Source organism: Streptomyces sp. NPDC015127 (assembly GCF_043080095.1).
Lineage (GTDB): Bacteria > Actinomycetota > Actinomycetes > Streptomycetales > Streptomycetaceae > Streptomyces.
In genome coordinates this window covers 506698-521744 of record NZ_JBIBVE010000003.1, presented here as the reverse complement: position 1 = coordinate 521744, position 15047 = coordinate 506698, and the positions used below count along the sequence as shown (strand labels likewise).

Here is a 15047-nt window from a genome sequence, read left to right as displayed (position 1 = left end):
GACACCCCCTCGGGGCTGTCGGGCGGATCAGGGCCGGCCAGCCCCCCGGGGCCCGCGGGCGACCCCCAGGCCCCACGTGCGAGGGGACCGGCTCAGAACTTGATGCCCCCGATCATTCCCGCCACATTCGTGGTCAGCTCCGTGATCGTCGGAGCCACCGAGGAGCTGGCGAGGTAGAACCCGAGCAGCACGCAGACCGCCGCATGTCCGCCCTTCAACCCGGCTTTCCGGATCAGCAGGAAGACGACGATCGCCAGCAGCACCACCGCCGAAATCGAGAGTGCCACGGCGGTTCACCTCCACAGATATTCGGTCGGGACGGTCCAGTCGCATGTGCCAGGGGGTTCCTACCCACCTTGCGCTACGGATCATAACTATCCGTGCCTACGCATCGATCGGTGCACGGCAGCACATGGGGGCGCACAAGCGCGGCTCCGGTGGCCTAGGTTCGGTCTCATGACAGCGACGCAGCAGCTCTCCTTTCCGCGTCAGTCGGCGCGGACCCAGCGCTTCACGCTCGGCGCTCCCCGGTCCTTCACCGTGTCGCCGGACGGTTCGCGGGTGGTCTTCCTGCGGTCGGCGTCCGGCACGGACCGGACCGGCCTCCTCTGGGTGCTCGACCTCGACGGCGCCGCACCGCGGGAGCGGCCCGCCGCCGATCCGCGCGAACTGCTCGGCGGCTCCGCGGAGCACCTGTCGCCCGAGGAGCGGGCGCGGCGCGAACGCAGCCGTGAGGGGTCGGCGGGCATCGTCGGCTACGCGGTGGACCAGGCAGTCGAGTTGGCGGCGTTCGCCCTGTCCGGGCGGCTGTTCGCGGCCGAGCTGCGGGCCGGGACGGCGCGTGAACTGGGCGCTCCGGGGCCGGTGATCGACCCCCGGCCCTCCCCCGACGGGCGGCACATCGCCTACGTCGCACGGGGCGCGCTGCGGGTGACGGGCGCCGAGGGCGAGGGGGACCGCGCGCTGGCCGAGCCGGAGGACCGGAACGTCACCTGGGGTCTGGCCGAGTTCATCGCCGCCGAGGAGATGGGGCGTTCGCGCGGCTTCTGGTGGTCGCCCGAGTCCGACCGGCTGCTCGTGGCCCGGGTCGACGACCGGGAGGTGCGGCGCTGGTGGATCGCCGACCCCGCGCATCCCGACCGTGAGCCGGCCGAGGTGGCGTACCCGGCGGCCGGGACGGCCAACGCCGAGGTTCGTCTGCACTTCGTCACCTTGGACGGCGCCCGCACCGAGGTCTCGTGGGACCGGGTCCGCTATCCGTACCTCGCCCGCGTGCACTGGTCGGCCTCCGGTCCGCCGCTGCTGTGCGTGCAGTCGCGCGACCAGCGCACGCAGGTGTACCTGGCGGTCGACCCGGAGACGGGCGTCACGCGGACGGTGCACGTGGACGAGGATCCGGTGTGGCTGGAACTGTTCCCCGGGGTGCCCGCGTGGGCGCCCGAGTCGTCGTACGCGCACGGTTTCGGCGGCGGGCGGCTGGTGCGGATCGCCGACGAGGGGGGCGCGCGGGTGCTCGCGGTGGGCGACCGGGTGCTGACGGGCGCGCAGCTCCAGCTGCGCGCCGTGCTCGACATCGGCGAGAGCGACGTCCTGGTGTCGGCGGCGGCGGGTGCGGAGGCCGCGGACCCGGAGATCGGCGAGATCCACGTGTACCGGGTCAACGAGCTGGGGGTGGAGCGCGTCTCGGACGGGCCCGGGGTGCACTCGGCCGTCCGCTCGGGCGGGGTCACGGTCCTCGCGTCGTCGGTCACCGACGTGAGCGGGACGCAGGTGCGCGTGCTGCGGGACGGCAACCAGATCGCGGAGGTCGCCTCGTACGCGGAGCGGCCGGTGCTCACGGCCCGCCCGCGGCTCGTCGAGGCGGGCGAGCACCGGATTCCGTGCGCAGTGCTGCTGCCGTCCGGCTACCGGAAGTCGGACGGCCCGCTGCCCGTGCTGCTCGATCCGTACGGCGGCCCGCACGGCCAGCGGGTGCTGGCCGCGCAGAATCCGTATCTGACCTCGCAGTGGTTCGCCGACCACGGGTTCGCGGTGATCGTCGCGGACGGGCGGGGCGCGCCGGGCCGCTCGCCCGCGTGGGAGAAGGCCGTCGCGAACGCCTTCACGCTGACGCTCGACGACCAGATCGAGGCGCTGCACGCACTGGCCGGATCCCATCCGCTGGATCTGGACCGGGTGGCGATCCGCGGCTGGTCGTACGGCGGCTACCTCGCGGCGATGGCCGTCCTGCGCCGCCCGGACGTCTTCCACGCGGCGGTGTCGGGCGCCCCGGTGACGGATCTGCGGCTGTACGACACCCACTACACCGAGCGCTATCTGGGCGATCCGGCCGAACAGCCGGAGGTGTACAGAACCAACTCCCTGGTGGGGGACGACGGTCTGACGGTGGCGGAGACGCCGCACCGGCCGCTGATGATCATCCATGGTCTGGCGGACGACAATGTGGTGGTGGCCCATGCGCTGCGGCTGTCGTCGGCGCTGCTGGCCGCGGGCCGCCCCCACGAGGTGCTGCCGCTCACGGGCGTGACACACATGACCCCGCAGGAGCAGATCGCGGAGAACCTGCTGCTGCTCCAGGTGGACTTCCTGAAGCGGTCGCTGGGTCTCGACTGACGGTGCTCCCGGCCCCGGCCGCTCCCCGCCTACCAGCCCGGTGGCGGGGACGACGGGGGCCGGGGAGGAGGGGCCGGCCCTGAGGGGCCGGGAGGGGTGTTGCCGGGGCGGGGATAGCCGTAGCCGCCGGGCGGCGGAGGCGGGTACGCGTGCGCGGGCGGCACGGTGGGGCCGGTGTCCGCCTGCTCCTCGCCGCGCCGCAGCAGCGCGACGAGCAGCACGGCGCCTGCCGCCAGCTCGAACAGCCAGGTGGCGACGAGCAGTTGGTTCTCCAGGCCCAGGCCGCCGAACCGGTCGAACAGCCTCTGCCGCAGGGTGAAGGCCAGCCCGACCGTGCCGTCGGCCGCGAGCAGGACGGCCACGACCGCCCCCAGCGTTCTGGTGTGCACGGCCCGGAAGAGCCCGCCGGCGCCCGCGACGAAGGCAAGGAGGGCGACCAGGACGGCCAGCCACGCCGACGGCGTCTCCAGAAGCCGCACCGGCGCCCCTTCACCGCCCGTGAAGCGGTCGAGGTAGGCGTCGGCACCCGCCGTGTACGCCCAGCGGACCTGCCACGCCGCGGTCACCGCGCCGGCCGTGCCCAGCAGCAGGAAGGCGAGGACCGCGACGGGCTGCGCCGGACGGGTAGGGGTGCGCAGACGCGCGGCGGCTTCGGCGCCCCGCGGCGCGTACGCCCGGTCGTCGGCCGGGGCGCTCACGGGCCTGCGTCCGGCGGCGGCCGTGACGAGCAGTCCGACGGCGAGCCCCAGCGACGCGAAGGCGCTGTACAGCGCCCGGGTGCGCAGGTCGTCGGTGGCCTGGAGGTCCATGTAGGAGGCGGTGAGCACCCACAGGGACGGCAGCCGGACGCCGAGGGTGACCACTCCGGCGGCCACCAGCGCGGAGGCCGCCACCGCCGAGCGCGGTACGGACACCGCCACGGCCGCGTACACCAGCAGCAGCGCCGGGTCGGTGACGGTGGTCGCCGACGGGGCGACGGCCCGGCCGCGGACGTCTCCCGTCCACAGCCGCCACAGCGCGGCCGGGTCCCCGGCGGTCGAGAGGTCCCGTACGATCCACGCTCCGACGATCCCCGCGAGCAGGGCGACAAGCACCGCTCCCGTGATCCGAGCCCCCCGCGTAAGAGTCACATCCACGATCCTGCATCCGCCCCGGAGACCGGACAAGGGCACGCGGGCCCCACACGGGGTGTGACCGGAAACGGCGGGTGGCCGACCGGGGACCCATGGCGAGACCCCGGCCGGCCCAACGGCACCCGCACGGCCGTACGCTGTTCAGCGTGACGCGTTCGTATATCGGAGTTGCGACAGTCAAGTTGCCTCTGGGTTAACGAATTTGATGGCCATTTATCGTGCTTTGGCGGTCGCGGGGTCGCCCGACGACCTGCCAAGCACGCGGTCACGTCGATGGCCTGCCTCCCGGAGCAGCCCACGACGGCCCGTGCCGAGGAGGTCGTCCTCGACCCGGCGCTGCGGGAACTGGAGGCGGAAGGTCAGGGGGAGGTGTAGCGCGTCGGGCCGCCCTCGCCGGCTGCCGGCTCGTCCCCGCCCGGCACCACGTGAAGCTCCTCGGCGAAATGGCACGCCGACGGATGCCGCACGGGCCCCTCGACGGCCCGCAGATGCGGGGGCACGGCGAGCAGTGGCACCTCCCGCGCGCAGCGCTCCTGCGCCTTCCAGCACCGGGTGCGGAAGCGACAGCCCGACGGGATGTTCGTCGGTGACGGCACGTCACCGGTGAGGATGATCCGCTCCCGCCTCTCGCGCGCCTCGGGGTCCGGGACCGGGACCGCCGAGAGCAGCGCCTGGGTGTACGGGTGCGTGGGGTGGTCGTAGATCTCGACGTCCTTGCCGATCTCCACCACACGCCCGAGGTACATCACGCCGACCCGGTCGGAGATGTGGCGCACGATCGACAGGTCGTGCGCGATGAAGACGTAGCTCAGCGAGAACTCGCTCTGGAGCGTGTCCAGCAGGTTGACGACCTGCGCCTGCACCGACACGTCGAGCGCGGAGACCGGCTCGTCGGCCACGATGATCTCGGGCCGCAGGGCCAGACCGCGGGCGATGCCGATGCGCTGGCGCTGACCGCCGGAGAACTGGTGCGGATAGCGGTTGATGTACTCCGGGTTGAGCCCGACGACGTCCAGCAGCTCCTGCACCTTCTGCCGGCGCGAGCCCTTCGGCGCGACCTCGGGGTGGATCTCGTACGGCTCGCCGATGATGTCGCCGACCGTCATCCGCGGGTTGAGCGAGGTGTACGGGTCCTGGAACACCATCTGGATGTTGCGGCGCACGGCCTTCAGCGCGCGCCCCGACAGCTTGGTGACGTCCTCGCCCTTGTACCGGATCGAGCCGGCCGTGGGCCGCTCCAGGTGGACGAGCATCCGGGCGAGCGTCGACTTGCCGCAGCCCGACTCCCCCACGATGCCGAGCGTCTCGCCCGCGATCAGGTCGAGGTCGACGCCGTCGACTGCCTTGACCGCGCCGACCTGCTTCTTGAACAGGACGCCGCGGGTGAGCGGGTAGTGCTTGTACAGGTCGCGGACCTCCAGGATCGCCTCAGCCATGCAGGGCCTCCTCCCAGAAGTGGCACGCGCTGCCGCGTTCCTCGTTCACCTCGTACAGCGGCGGCACGTCGGTGCGACAGACGTCCCGGGCGAGCGGGCAGCGCGGGTGGAAGGCACACCCGGGCGGGATGTGCATCAGGTTGGGCGGCAGGCCCTTGATCGCGTAGAGCTCCCGGCCCTTCTGGTCCAGCCGCGGGATCGACTCCAGCAGGCCCTTGGTGTACGGGTGGGCGGGTGCCTTGTAGATGTCGCGGACGGGGGCGGACTCGACGATCCGGCCCGCGTACATCACGGCGATCCGGTCGGCGACGTCGGCGACGACGCCGAGGTCGTGCGTGATCAGGATGAGGCCCATGTCGAGTTCGCGCTGGAGCTCGGCGAGCAGGTCCATCACCTGGGCCTGGACGGTGACGTCGAGGGCCGTGGTGGGCTCGTCGGCGATGATCAGGTCGGGCTCCAGAGAGAGCGCCATCGCGATCATGATGCGCTGGCGCATGCCGCCGGAGAACTGGTGGGGGTACTGGCCGACGCGTTCCTTCGCGGCCGGGATGCGCACCCGGTCCATCAGCTCGATCGCCCTGGCCTTCGCCTCCTTCCTCGACATCCCCTGGTGCACGACGAACATCTCGCCCAGCTGGTCGCCGACGCTGAGCACCGGGTTCAGGGAGGAGAGCGCGTCCTGGAAGATCATGGCCATCTCGGCGCCCCTGATCTTCCGCCGCTCGTCCTCGCCGAGCTTCAGCAGGTCCCGCCCCTTGAAGAGGATCTCGCCGCCCGCGATCCTGCCGGGCGGTGTGTCGAGGATCCCCATGACGGCCTGGGCGGTGACGGACTTGCCGGAGCCCGACTCGCCGAGGACGGCGAGCGTCTCGCCCGCGGCCACGCCGTAGTCGACGCCGTTGACGGCCTTGGCGACACCGTCACGAGTGTGGAACTCCACGCGCAGATCGCGCACGTCGAGGAGCGTCGCGGCCCCGGCGGGCGGCCCTGCGGACGGGACGGACATGGCGGACACCTCCTAACGCAGCTTGGGGTCGAGGGCGTCGCGCACCGCGTCGCCGAGCATGATGAACGCGAGCACCGTCACGGCCAGCGCGCCGGCCGGCCACAGCAGCATGTGGGGGGCGTTGCGGATGTACGGGGAGGCGGAGGACAGGTCGATGCCCCAGGAGACGGTGGGCGGCCTGAGACCGACGCCGAGGAAGGACAGCGTCGCCTCCAGTGCGATGTAGGTGCCGAGTGCGATGGTCGCCACGACGATCACCGGGGCGACGGCGTTGGGCGCGATGTGCCGCAGCAGCATGCGGGTGTTGGAGGCCCCGAGAGCGCGCGCGGCCTGCACGTAGTCGTTCTGCTTCGCGGTGATGACCGCGCCCCGGGCGATACGGGAGATCTGCGGCCAGCCCAGCAGCACCATGAAGCCGACGACGGGCCACACGGTGGAGCTGGTGACGACGGACAGCAGGACCAGGCCGCCGAGGACCACCGGGATGCCGAAGAAGATGTCGGTGAGCCGGGACAGGACCGCGTCCAGGGCGCCGCCGAAGAATCCGGCGAGACCGCCCAGCACGGATCCGAGCAGGGCCACGCCGAGGGTGGCGCAGACCCCGACGGTGACGGAGGCCCGCGCGCCGTAGACGGTACGGGTGTAGACGTCGCAGCCCTGGCCGTTGAAGCCGAAGGGGTGGCCGGGCTGGGAGCCCTCCTGGGCCTTCGCCAGGTCGCACGCGAGCGGGTTGCCGGAGGCGATCAGCGAGGGCCACAGGGAGATGACGATCAGGAAGAGGATGACGAGGGCGGAGACGAGGAAGACGGGGTTGCGCCGCAGGTCGCGCCAGGCGTCGGACCACAGGCTGCGGGGCTTGTCCGAGGGGCCGGTGCCCTCGGGTCCGCCGGGAGTCCTCTCCAGGGTCTCGCCCTCGCTCATGGCGAGATTGGTCGCTCCGCCGGCTCCCCCGGCCGCGACGGCGGAGTCCTCGAAGGGGCTCTGCTGCTCAGGCATACCGGATCCTCGGGTCGAGAACGGCGTACAGGAGGTCGACCAGCAGGTTCGCCACCAGGAAGACGATGACGAGCACGCTGACGAAGCCGACGACGGTCTGCGTGTTCTGGCGCAGGATCCCCTGGTAGAGCTGGTAGCCCACGCCGTGGATGTTGAAGATCCGCTCGGTGACGATCGCGCCGCCCATCAGCGCGCCGATGTCGGTGCCGATGAAGGTGACGACCGGGATCAGCGAGTTCCGCAGCAGGTGGCGGCGGATGACGCGCCCTCGTGGCAGGCCCTTGGCCTTGGCGGTGCGGACGTAGTCGGAGCGGGCGTTCTCGGCGATCGAGGTCCGGGTGAGGCGGGTGACGTACGCGAGGGAGACGGAGGCCAGGACCAGGCCGGGCACGATCAGTTCGTCGAGGCGGGCGTCGGAGGAGACGGACGGGTCGATGGCGTCCCACTTGTAGCCGAGCAGCAGCTGGAGCAGCAGACCGGTGACGAAGGTGGGCACCGAGATGACGACGAGGGTCAGCAGCAGCACCGAGGTGTCGACGGGGCGGCCGCGGCGCAGCCCGGTGACGACGCCGAGGGTGATGCCGATGACGATCTCGAAGGCGATGGCCACGAGGGTGAGCCGGATGGTGACCGGGAAGGCGTCGCCCATCAGCTCGGTGACCTTCTGCCCGTTGAACGCGGTGCCGAAGTCGCCCGTGAAGACGTTGCCCATGTAGGTCAGGTATTGCTGCCACACCGGCTTGTCGAGGCCGAACTCCCTGCGCAGCTGGGCAGCTGTCGCCGGGTCGCACTGCCGGTCGCCGCAGAGGCCGGCGATGGGGTCGCCCATGACGTTGACCATGAGGAAGATCAGCAGGGTGGCGCCGACGAAGACCGGGATCATCTGCAGCAGACGCCGGATCACATAACGTCCCATGAAGGGCTCCGGGGGTCGTGGGAAGGGTGCCGGCCCGGCGTCGCGACGTGCGCGCCGGGCCGGTTCCCTGCGCCGTCAGTTGACCTTGATCTCGTTGTAGACGGGGACACTGAAGGGGTTGAGGGCCACGTCGGAGATGCGCTCGGAGTAGCCGGCGCTGCCGTTCTGGTACCAGAGCGGGATGGCGGCCATCTCGTCCCGTACGACCTCCTCGGCCTGCTTGAACGCCTCGACGGCCCTGGCCTGGTCGCTCTCGGCGTTGGCCCGGTCGATGAGGTCGTCGAACTTCTTGTTGCTCCACTTGCCGTCGTTGGAGGAGGCGTTGGTGTAGTAGAGCGGCTGGAGGAAGTTCTGGATCAGCGGGTAGTCCATCTGCCAGCCGGCCCGGAAGGGGCCGGGCATCTTCCTCTCGCCGATCCGGTTGCGGAAGTCGGCGAAGGTGCCGACGGGGCTGCCGACGCAGGCCCTGTCGTTGCCGAGGGCGTTGTTGACGGAGTTGCACACGGCGTCGACCCAGTCCTTGTGGGAGCCGGTGTCCGCGTTGTACGTGATCTTCACCTGGCCGCGGGGGATGCCGCCGCCCTCCGCGATGAGCCGCTTCGCCTCGGCCGCGTTGTACTCGCAGGCCTCCCCGCACAGTGTGTCGTCGAAGCCGCCCTCCGCGCCCAGCACGGGCGAGGTCCAGTCCTTGGCCGGGGTGCGGGTCTTCTGGAAGATCGTGTCGGTGATCTGCTGCCGGTTGATCGCCATGGACAGGCCCTTGCGGACCTTGGCCCCGTCAGGGGTGTTCCACTCCTTGTCGTAGAAGGGGAAGGCGAGGGTCTGGAGGATGCCTGCGGGCTGGTTGATGTAGCGGTCGCCGAGATCGGCCTGGACATTCTTGAGCTGGGCGGCGGGGACGTCGTCGACGAGGTCGATGTTTCCGGCGATCAGGTCGGTGTAGGCGGTGTTGTTGTCGGTGTAGACCATGAGGTCGATGCCGCCGTTCTGCGCCTTGTCCGGGCCGTTGTACCCGTCCCAGCGGCGCAGTTCCGCCTTGGAGCCCTTCTTGTAGGACTGGAGTGTGTACGGGCCGTTGCCGACGGGCTTGGCGAGCCAGGCGTCGTGGTCGTCGAAGAAGGCCCTGGGCAGTGGCGCGAAGGCGGCGTACCCGAGAGTGTCGGGCCAGGTGGAGAACTTCTGCGAGAGCTTGACGGTGAAGGTCCGGTCGTCGACGACCTTCAGGCCGGACATGGTCTCGGCCTTGGCGCTGCCGCTCTCGGGGTGGACCTGCTCGTAGCCCTCGATGTAGCCGAAGAAGTACGCGTTCTTCTGGTTGTTCTTCACGTGGGCGCCGTAGTTCCAGGCGTCGACGAACGACCTCGCGGTGACCCTTTCGCCGTTGCTGAAGGCCCAGCCGTCCTTGACGGTGATGCGGAAGTTGACGGAGTCGGTCGTCTCGATCCGCTCGGCCAGCATGTCCGTGGCGGCGCCCGTCTTCGGGTCGTACTTCTTCAGACCGCGGAAGATCATGTCGAGGACCTTGCCGCCCTGCACCTCGTTGGTGTTGGCGGGCTCCAGCGGGTTCTGCGGATCGGTCCAGGAGGACTTCACGATGCCGTCGGCGCCACCGGCTCCGCTGTCGCTCCCACCGCCGCAGGCCGTCGCCGCCAGAGCGACGACGACCGCGCAGGCGGCCCACTTGGCGTGCGTGGCTCCACGCATGGGGGTTCCTCCCGAGTCCTGGGCATGGCTTAGGACCGAATATCACCCCATGGCGGATCTAACGCACTTTCAGGGCGTCCGGGTGGTCGGTGCCGTCACCGGGAGAGTGACCTCCCACGTGTCGACGGCGTAATGCGGGGTCATCCCGTGCGCCTCGTACAGGGCGAGCGCCCGCGACGCGTTCTGCGTGTCCACGCCCAGGCCGATGGTGTCCCGGCCGCGGGCCGCGTAGGTGCCGAAGGCGTGGCGCAGCAGATGGCCGCCGACGCCCCGGCTGCGGACGGCCCCGCGGACGCCGAGGTTGCGGATCCAGCCCATGGCGTCGCGGTCGTCCCGGGTGACCATGACCGCCACGTCGCCCTCGCCGGCGAGCGAGGCGATCCACACAAGCGACCAGTCCAGGTGGGCGCCGCCGATGTCGTCCAGCCACTGCTCGTACGTGCGCGCGTGGTGGCCGAAGTGCTCCGCGAACGTCTCCTCCACCAGCACGTGCGCGAGCCGGCGGTCGGCCTCGGCGCGGCAGTCGCGCAGCGACAGCCACGCGGGCGGCTCGGGCAGCAGGTCGGCGGCGGACAGCGGGCGGGTCATGACCTGGTGACGGCGCACGGTCCGCCAGCCGCGTGCGGCGAGGAGAGCGGTGTCGACGGCGGGCCGCGCGGTGAGGTGCAGACGGAGCACGGCCCGCGCGGCCCCGCTCCGCGCCGCCTTCGCCGCCGCCCTCGCCTCGACCAGCTCCAGCAACAGGACGGCCGCCGCCGGGCGGTCCGGCAGGACGTAGTGGTCGACGCCGATGTCGCCCTCGCCGGAGTCGCTCCACAGGATCCCGAACGCCACGAGCGCGCCGTCCTCGTACACCAGCCACGAGTCACGGGCGAGCTCCACGTCGCCGTGGGACAGGTCGGCCTCGACGGCGTGCAGATCGGTCTCCGGGCGGCCGATCTCGACGAGGTCGACGGCATTCATGAGCGCGCAGACGGCGGGGGCGTCCGCGAGGACCGCGGGCCGGACGGTGAGAGGCATGCGGCCACTGTTGGGCCCGCGGCACCCGCCCGGCAATCGGATTTCCCTACAGGGGAGCCCCGCCGGCCGCGGTGCGGCAGACGGGGCTCCCCTGTACGCGGCTCACGCGTGCGCGTGGACGACGTCCTTCTCCTCGGCGAAGTGGCACGCCGACTCGTGCGCGGCCGGGGAGTCCGAGCCCTTGAAGCGCTCGGGAATCGCCAGCAGCGGCACCTCGGTGGCGCACTTGTCCTGGGCCTTCCAGCAGCGGGTGCGGAAGCGGCAGCCCGACGGCGGGTTGGCCGGGGACGGCACGTCACCGGTGAGGATGATCCGCTCGCGGCCCTCGCGGGCGTCCGGGTCCGGCACCGGGACCGCCGACAGCAGCGCCTGGGTGTAGGGGTGCGTCGGGTGGTCGTAGATCTGCACGTCGGTGCCGATCTCGGCCATCTTGCCGAGGTACATCACGCCGACGCGGTCCGAGATGTGACGGACGATCGACAGGTCGTGCGCGATGAAGACGTAGGACAGGTTGAACTCGTCCTGCAGCCTCTCCATCAGGTTGACGACCTGCGCCTGCACCGACACGTCCAGCGCGGAGACCGGCTCGTCGCAGATGATGATCTCGGGGTTGAGCGCGAGACCGCGGGCGATGCCGATGCGCTGGCGCTGACCACCGGAGAACTGGTGCGGATAGCGGTGGATGTACTCGGGGTTGAGCCCGACGACGTCCAGCAGCTCCTGCACCCTGCGGCGCCGGTCGCCCTTCGGGGCCACCTCGGGGTGGATCTCGAAGGGCTCGCCGATGATGTCGCCGACCGTCATCCGCGGGTTCAGCGAGGTGTACGGGTCCTGGAACACCATCTGGATGTTGCGGCGCACGGCCTTCAGCGCGCGCCCCGACAGCTTGGTGATGTCCTGGCCCTTGTAGAACACCTCGCCCGCGGTGGCGGACTCCAGCGTCATCAGCAGCTTGGCGACCGTGGACTTGCCACAGCCGGACTCGCCGACGATGCCGAGCGTCTCGCCCTGGTAGAGGTCGAAGGAGACCCCGTCCACGGCCTTGACCGCGCCGACCTGCTTCTTGAAGAGGATGCCCTGGGTCAGCGGGAAGTGCTTGACCAGGTTGCGCACCTGGAGGATCGGCTCACCGCGCTCGACCTTGGCGTCCAGCGCCGCGACGGCCGCCTCCTCGGTGGGGGCGTCGACCGTCTCCACCTCGGTGACGTTCGGAGTCGCGTCCACGGCCTCGTCGGTCTTCTTGAGCTCAGCCATGGATCGTCTCCTTCCAGAAGTGGCACGCGCTTCCGCGGCCGGGCAGCTCGGTGCCGTCCTGCTCGGTGACCGGCGTGAGGGCCGGGATCTCCGTGCGGCAGATGTCGTCCGCCTTGGGGCAGCGCGGGTTGAAGGCGCACCCCGTGGGGATCTTGAGCAGGTTGGGCGGCAGGCCCTTGATCGCGTACAGCTCCTGGCCCTTCTGGTCCAGTCGCGGGATCGAGTCCAGCAGACCCCGGGTGTAGGGGTGCGCCGGCCTCTTGTAGAGCTCGTGCACGGGGGCGGTCTCGACGATCCGGCCCGCGTACATGACCGCGATCTTGTCCGCGACGTCGGCGACGACGCCGAGGTCGTGGGTGATCAGGATCAGGCCCATGTTGTACTCGCGCTGGAGCTCCGCGAGCAGGTCCATGACCTGCGCCTGGACGGTGACGTCCAGGGCGGTGGTCGGCTCGTCGGCGATGATCAGGTCCGGCTCGAGGGCCAGGGCCATGGCGATCATGATGCGCTGGCGCATACCGCCGGAGAACTGGTGCGGGTAGTCGCCCACGCGCGCCGCGGCGGCCGGGATCTTCACCCGGTCCATCAGCTCGATGGCCTTGGCCTTGGCCTCCTTCTTGGAGAGGCCCTGGTGGACCCGGAACATCTCGCCGAGCTGGTAGCCGACGGAGAGGACCGGGTTCAGCGACGACAGTGCGTCCTGGAAGATCATGGCGATCTTCCGGCCGCGGATCCTCCGGCGCTCCTCGCCGCTCATGGTGAGCATGTCCTGGCCGCGGAAGAGGATCTGGCCCTTGGGGATGCGGCCGGGCGGCATGTCGAGGATGCCCATGACGGCCTGGGCCGTCACGGACTTGCCGGAGCCGGACTCGCCGAGGACGGCGAGCGTCTCGCCCGCGTCCACGCTGTAGCTGACGCCGTTCACGGCCTTGGCGACACCGTCACGCGTGTGGAACTCCACGTGCAGGTCGCGGACTTCGAGCAGGGCGCCTTCGTAGTCCCCGGAGCTCCGGGGAGCGGGAACGTCCGCCGTTTTGTCGATGGTGGTCACGTACGCCTCCCTCAGCGCATCTTCGGGTCGAGGGCGTTGCGTACCGCATCGCCGAACATGAGGAACGAGAGCACCGTGATCGAGACCATCACCGACGGGATGATCAGCACGAACGGCGCGTTGCGCAGCTGCTCGCGGCCGCTGGAGACGTCCACGCCCCAGGAGACCGTCGGCTCGGCGAGGCCGACACCGAGGTAGGACAGCGTGGCCTCGGCCGCGATGTAGCCGCCGAGCGCGATCGTCGCGACGACGATGATCGGCGCGAGCGCGTTGGGCAGCACGTGCTTGAACAGGATGCGGGTGGTGCAGGCGCCGAGCGCCTTCGCCGCCACGACGTAGTCGGCCTGCTTGATGGTGATCACCGCGCCTCGCGCGACACGGGCGATCTGGGTCCAGCCGAGGAAGACCAGGGCGAGGATGACGACCCAGATGGCGCGCTTCTCGAAGCTGGTGAGGACGACCAGCGCACCGAGCATGAACGGGATGCCCATGAAGATGTCGGTGAGCCGGGAGAGCAGGGTGTCGATGATGCCGCCGAAGTAGCCGGCGATCATGCCGACGATGGTGCCGAGGACGGACACCAGCGCGGTGACGCCGACACCGACGATGATCGAGGCGCGGGCGCCGTAGACGACACGCGCGTAGATCGAACGGCCCTGGCCGTCGTAGCCGAACCAGTCCGGGGAGAAGAAGTGCCCCCAGTTCGGCTTCTGCAGGAAGTGGTTGGCGAGGTCCGCGTCACGCGGCGAGGCCGACGTGAACAGGCTCGGGAAGGCCGCGACCAGCAGAAGCAGCAGGATCATGCCGGAGGAGGCGAGGAACAGGGGGTTGCGGCGCAGGTCGCGCCAGGCGTCGGACCACAGGCTGCGCGCCTTGTCCGGCTTGGGGGCCTGCACGGTGAGCGCGGTGTCCGGGGCGGCGGCGGTCGTGCCCTCGGCGGTCGCCGGGGACGCCGTGGTGGCAGCGGTCTTCTCAGGCATACCGGATCCTCGGGTCCAGGACCGCGTAGAGCAGGTCGACGAGCAGGCTGGCGAGCAGGTAGACGAGGACGATCAGCGAGGCGATGCCGACGACCGTGGCGCCCTCGCGGCGGAACAGCGCCTCGTAGATGGCGTCACCGACGCCCTGCACGTTGAAGATGCCCTCGGTGACGATCGCGCCCGTCATCAGGTTGCCGATGTCGGTGCCGAGGAAAGTGACCACCGGGACAAGGGAGTTGCGCATCAGGTGGACGCCGACGATGCGGCGGCGCGGCAGACCCTTGGCGACGGCGGTACGCATGTAGTCGGCGCGCAGGTTCTCCGCCATCGAGGTACGGGTCAGACGTGCCACGTACGCGAGGGAGAGCGAGCCGAGGACGATGGCCGGCAGCAGCAGGTCGCCGAAGCTCTCGGAGTCCTGCACCGTCGGGGTGGTCAGACCCCACTGGAAGGCGAAGAGGTACTGCATCAGGTAGCCCAGCACGAAGGAGGGCATCGAGATCAGCACGAGGGTGAGGCCCAGCAGGCTGCGGTCGCGCACCGACTCGGGCTTCAGACCGGCGACGATGCCGAGGCCGATGCCGACGATCACGGTGAAGCTGAAGGCGAACAGGGTCAGCCGGATGGTGATGGGGAACGCCTGGCCGATGATCTCGGCGATGGGGCGCTTGCTGGCGATCTCCGTACCGAAGTCGCCCTGGAGCAGCCCCCCGAGGTAGTTGAGGTACTGCTGCCACAGCGGCAGGTCGAGACCGAGGTCCTGTCGGATCGCCGCGACAACCGCGGGATCGAACTGCTGGTCTCCCATGAGCGCTCTGACGGGGTCTCCGGGGAGCGCGAACATCATGGCGAAGATCAGAAAGGTTGACCCGATGAACACCGGGATCATCTGGAGCAGTCGTCGTGCGACGTAGCGCCCCATAGGTGCCTCCGTGAGG

At 70.4% G+C, this 15047-nt stretch carries 13 protein-coding genes; 1 reads left to right on the top strand and 12 read right to left on the bottom strand.

What is annotated here, in order from left to right:
- Positions 1 to 92: 92 nt before the first annotated feature.
- Positions 93 to 287, bottom strand: coding sequence for a hypothetical protein (locus tag ACF08N_RS08620; RefSeq protein WP_177150662.1), 195 nt, complete (start codon positions 285 to 287; stop codon positions 93 to 95).
- Positions 288 to 456: 169 nt separating this feature from the next.
- Here ACF08N_RS08620 and ACF08N_RS08615 point away from each other — a divergent pair, with 169 nt between their 5' ends.
- Positions 457 to 2613, top strand: a complete 2157-nt coding sequence (locus ACF08N_RS08615) for an alpha/beta fold hydrolase (RefSeq protein ID WP_392323835.1) — start codon at positions 457 to 459, stop codon at positions 2611 to 2613.
- A 29-nt stretch (positions 2614 to 2642) separates the two neighbouring features.
- Here ACF08N_RS08615 and ACF08N_RS08610 read toward each other — a convergent pair whose 3' ends face one another.
- The 11 genes from ACF08N_RS08610 to ACF08N_RS08560 form a co-directional block, all read right to left on the bottom strand.
- Positions 2643 to 3743: a hypothetical protein gene (locus ACF08N_RS08610; protein ID WP_392323834.1), complete on the bottom strand. Its 1101-nt coding sequence runs from the start codon at positions 3741 to 3743 to the stop codon at positions 2643 to 2645.
- Between the two features lie 362 nt (positions 3744 to 4105).
- Positions 4106 to 5182: an ABC transporter ATP-binding protein gene (locus ACF08N_RS08605; RefSeq protein WP_392323833.1), complete on the bottom strand. Its 1077-nt coding sequence runs from the start codon at positions 5180 to 5182 to the stop codon at positions 4106 to 4108.
- On the bottom strand, positions 5175 to 6188 hold the full coding sequence (locus ACF08N_RS08600; RefSeq protein ID WP_392323832.1) for an ABC transporter ATP-binding protein: 1014 nt from the start codon (positions 6186 to 6188) through the stop codon (positions 5175 to 5177). Before ACF08N_RS08600 ends, ACF08N_RS08605 begins: the two co-directional genes overlap by 8 nt.
- A 12-nt stretch (positions 6189 to 6200) precedes the next feature.
- Complete coding sequence (locus ACF08N_RS08595) at positions 6201 to 7184, bottom strand: ABC transporter permease (protein ID WP_392323831.1); 984 nt, start codon at positions 7182 to 7184, stop codon at positions 6201 to 6203.
- Positions 7177 to 8100 (bottom strand): ABC transporter permease, encoded by a 924-nt coding sequence (locus tag ACF08N_RS08590; protein WP_392323830.1) that lies wholly within the window; start codon positions 8098 to 8100, stop codon positions 7177 to 7179. Before ACF08N_RS08590 ends, ACF08N_RS08595 begins: the two co-directional genes overlap by 8 nt.
- A 75-nt stretch (positions 8101 to 8175) precedes the next feature.
- Entirely contained in the window at positions 8176 to 9804 is a 1629-nt protein-coding gene (locus tag ACF08N_RS08585) for an ABC transporter substrate-binding protein (RefSeq protein ID WP_392323829.1), read from the bottom strand.
- Positions 9805 to 9873: 69 nt separating this feature from the next.
- On the bottom strand, positions 9874 to 10824 hold the full coding sequence (locus tag ACF08N_RS08580) for a GNAT family N-acetyltransferase (protein ID WP_392323828.1): 951 nt from the start codon (positions 10822 to 10824) through the stop codon (positions 9874 to 9876).
- Between the two features lie 102 nt (positions 10825 to 10926).
- Entirely contained in the window at positions 10927 to 12078 is a 1152-nt protein-coding gene (locus tag ACF08N_RS08575; RefSeq protein ID WP_392323827.1) for an ABC transporter ATP-binding protein, read from the bottom strand.
- Entirely contained in the window at positions 12071 to 13129 is a 1059-nt protein-coding gene (locus ACF08N_RS08570) for an ABC transporter ATP-binding protein (protein ID WP_392323826.1), read from the bottom strand. The genes ACF08N_RS08575 and ACF08N_RS08570 overlap by 8 nt, the downstream gene beginning before the upstream one ends.
- Before the next feature lie 11 nt (positions 13130 to 13140).
- On the bottom strand, positions 13141 to 14109 hold the full coding sequence (locus tag ACF08N_RS08565) for an ABC transporter permease (protein WP_392323825.1): 969 nt from the start codon (positions 14107 to 14109) through the stop codon (positions 13141 to 13143).
- A complete protein-coding gene (locus ACF08N_RS08560) occupies positions 14102 to 15031 on the bottom strand; it encodes an ABC transporter permease (protein ID WP_392323824.1) in 930 nt (309 codons plus the stop codon). The genes ACF08N_RS08565 and ACF08N_RS08560 overlap by 8 nt, the downstream gene beginning before the upstream one ends.
- Positions 15032 to 15047 lie beyond the last annotated feature (16 nt).

Excerpts from the sequence above, each read along its gene's own strand:
- ACF08N_RS08615 (WP_392323835.1), top strand. The coding sequence starts at position 457 with ATGACAGCGACGCAGCAGCTCTCCTTTCCGCGTCAGTCGGCGCGGACC.
- ACF08N_RS08605 (WP_392323833.1), bottom strand. The coding sequence starts at position 5,182 with ATGGCTGAGGCGATCCTGGAGGTCCGCGACCTGTACAAGCACTACCCG.
- ACF08N_RS08600 (WP_392323832.1), bottom strand. The coding sequence starts at position 6,188 with ATGTCCGTCCCGTCCGCAGGGCCGCCCGCCGGGGCCGCGACGCTCCTC.
- ACF08N_RS08595 (WP_392323831.1), bottom strand. The coding sequence starts at position 7,184 with ATGCCTGAGCAGCAGAGCCCCTTCGAGGACTCCGCCGTCGCGGCCGGG.
- ACF08N_RS08590 (WP_392323830.1), bottom strand. The coding sequence starts at position 8,100 with ATGGGACGTTATGTGATCCGGCGTCTGCTGCAGATGATCCCGGTCTTC.
- ACF08N_RS08585 (WP_392323829.1), bottom strand. The coding sequence starts at position 9,804 with ATGCGTGGAGCCACGCACGCCAAGTGGGCCGCCTGCGCGGTCGTCGTC.
- ACF08N_RS08580 (WP_392323828.1), bottom strand. The coding sequence starts at position 10,824 with ATGCCTCTCACCGTCCGGCCCGCGGTCCTCGCGGACGCCCCCGCCGTC.
- ACF08N_RS08575 (WP_392323827.1), bottom strand. The coding sequence starts at position 12,078 with ATGGCTGAGCTCAAGAAGACCGACGAGGCCGTGGACGCGACTCCGAAC.
- ACF08N_RS08565 (WP_392323825.1), bottom strand. The coding sequence starts at position 14,109 with ATGCCTGAGAAGACCGCTGCCACCACGGCGTCCCCGGCGACCGCCGAG.
- ACF08N_RS08560 (WP_392323824.1), bottom strand. The coding sequence starts at position 15,031 with ATGGGGCGCTACGTCGCACGACGACTGCTCCAGATGATCCCGGTGTTC.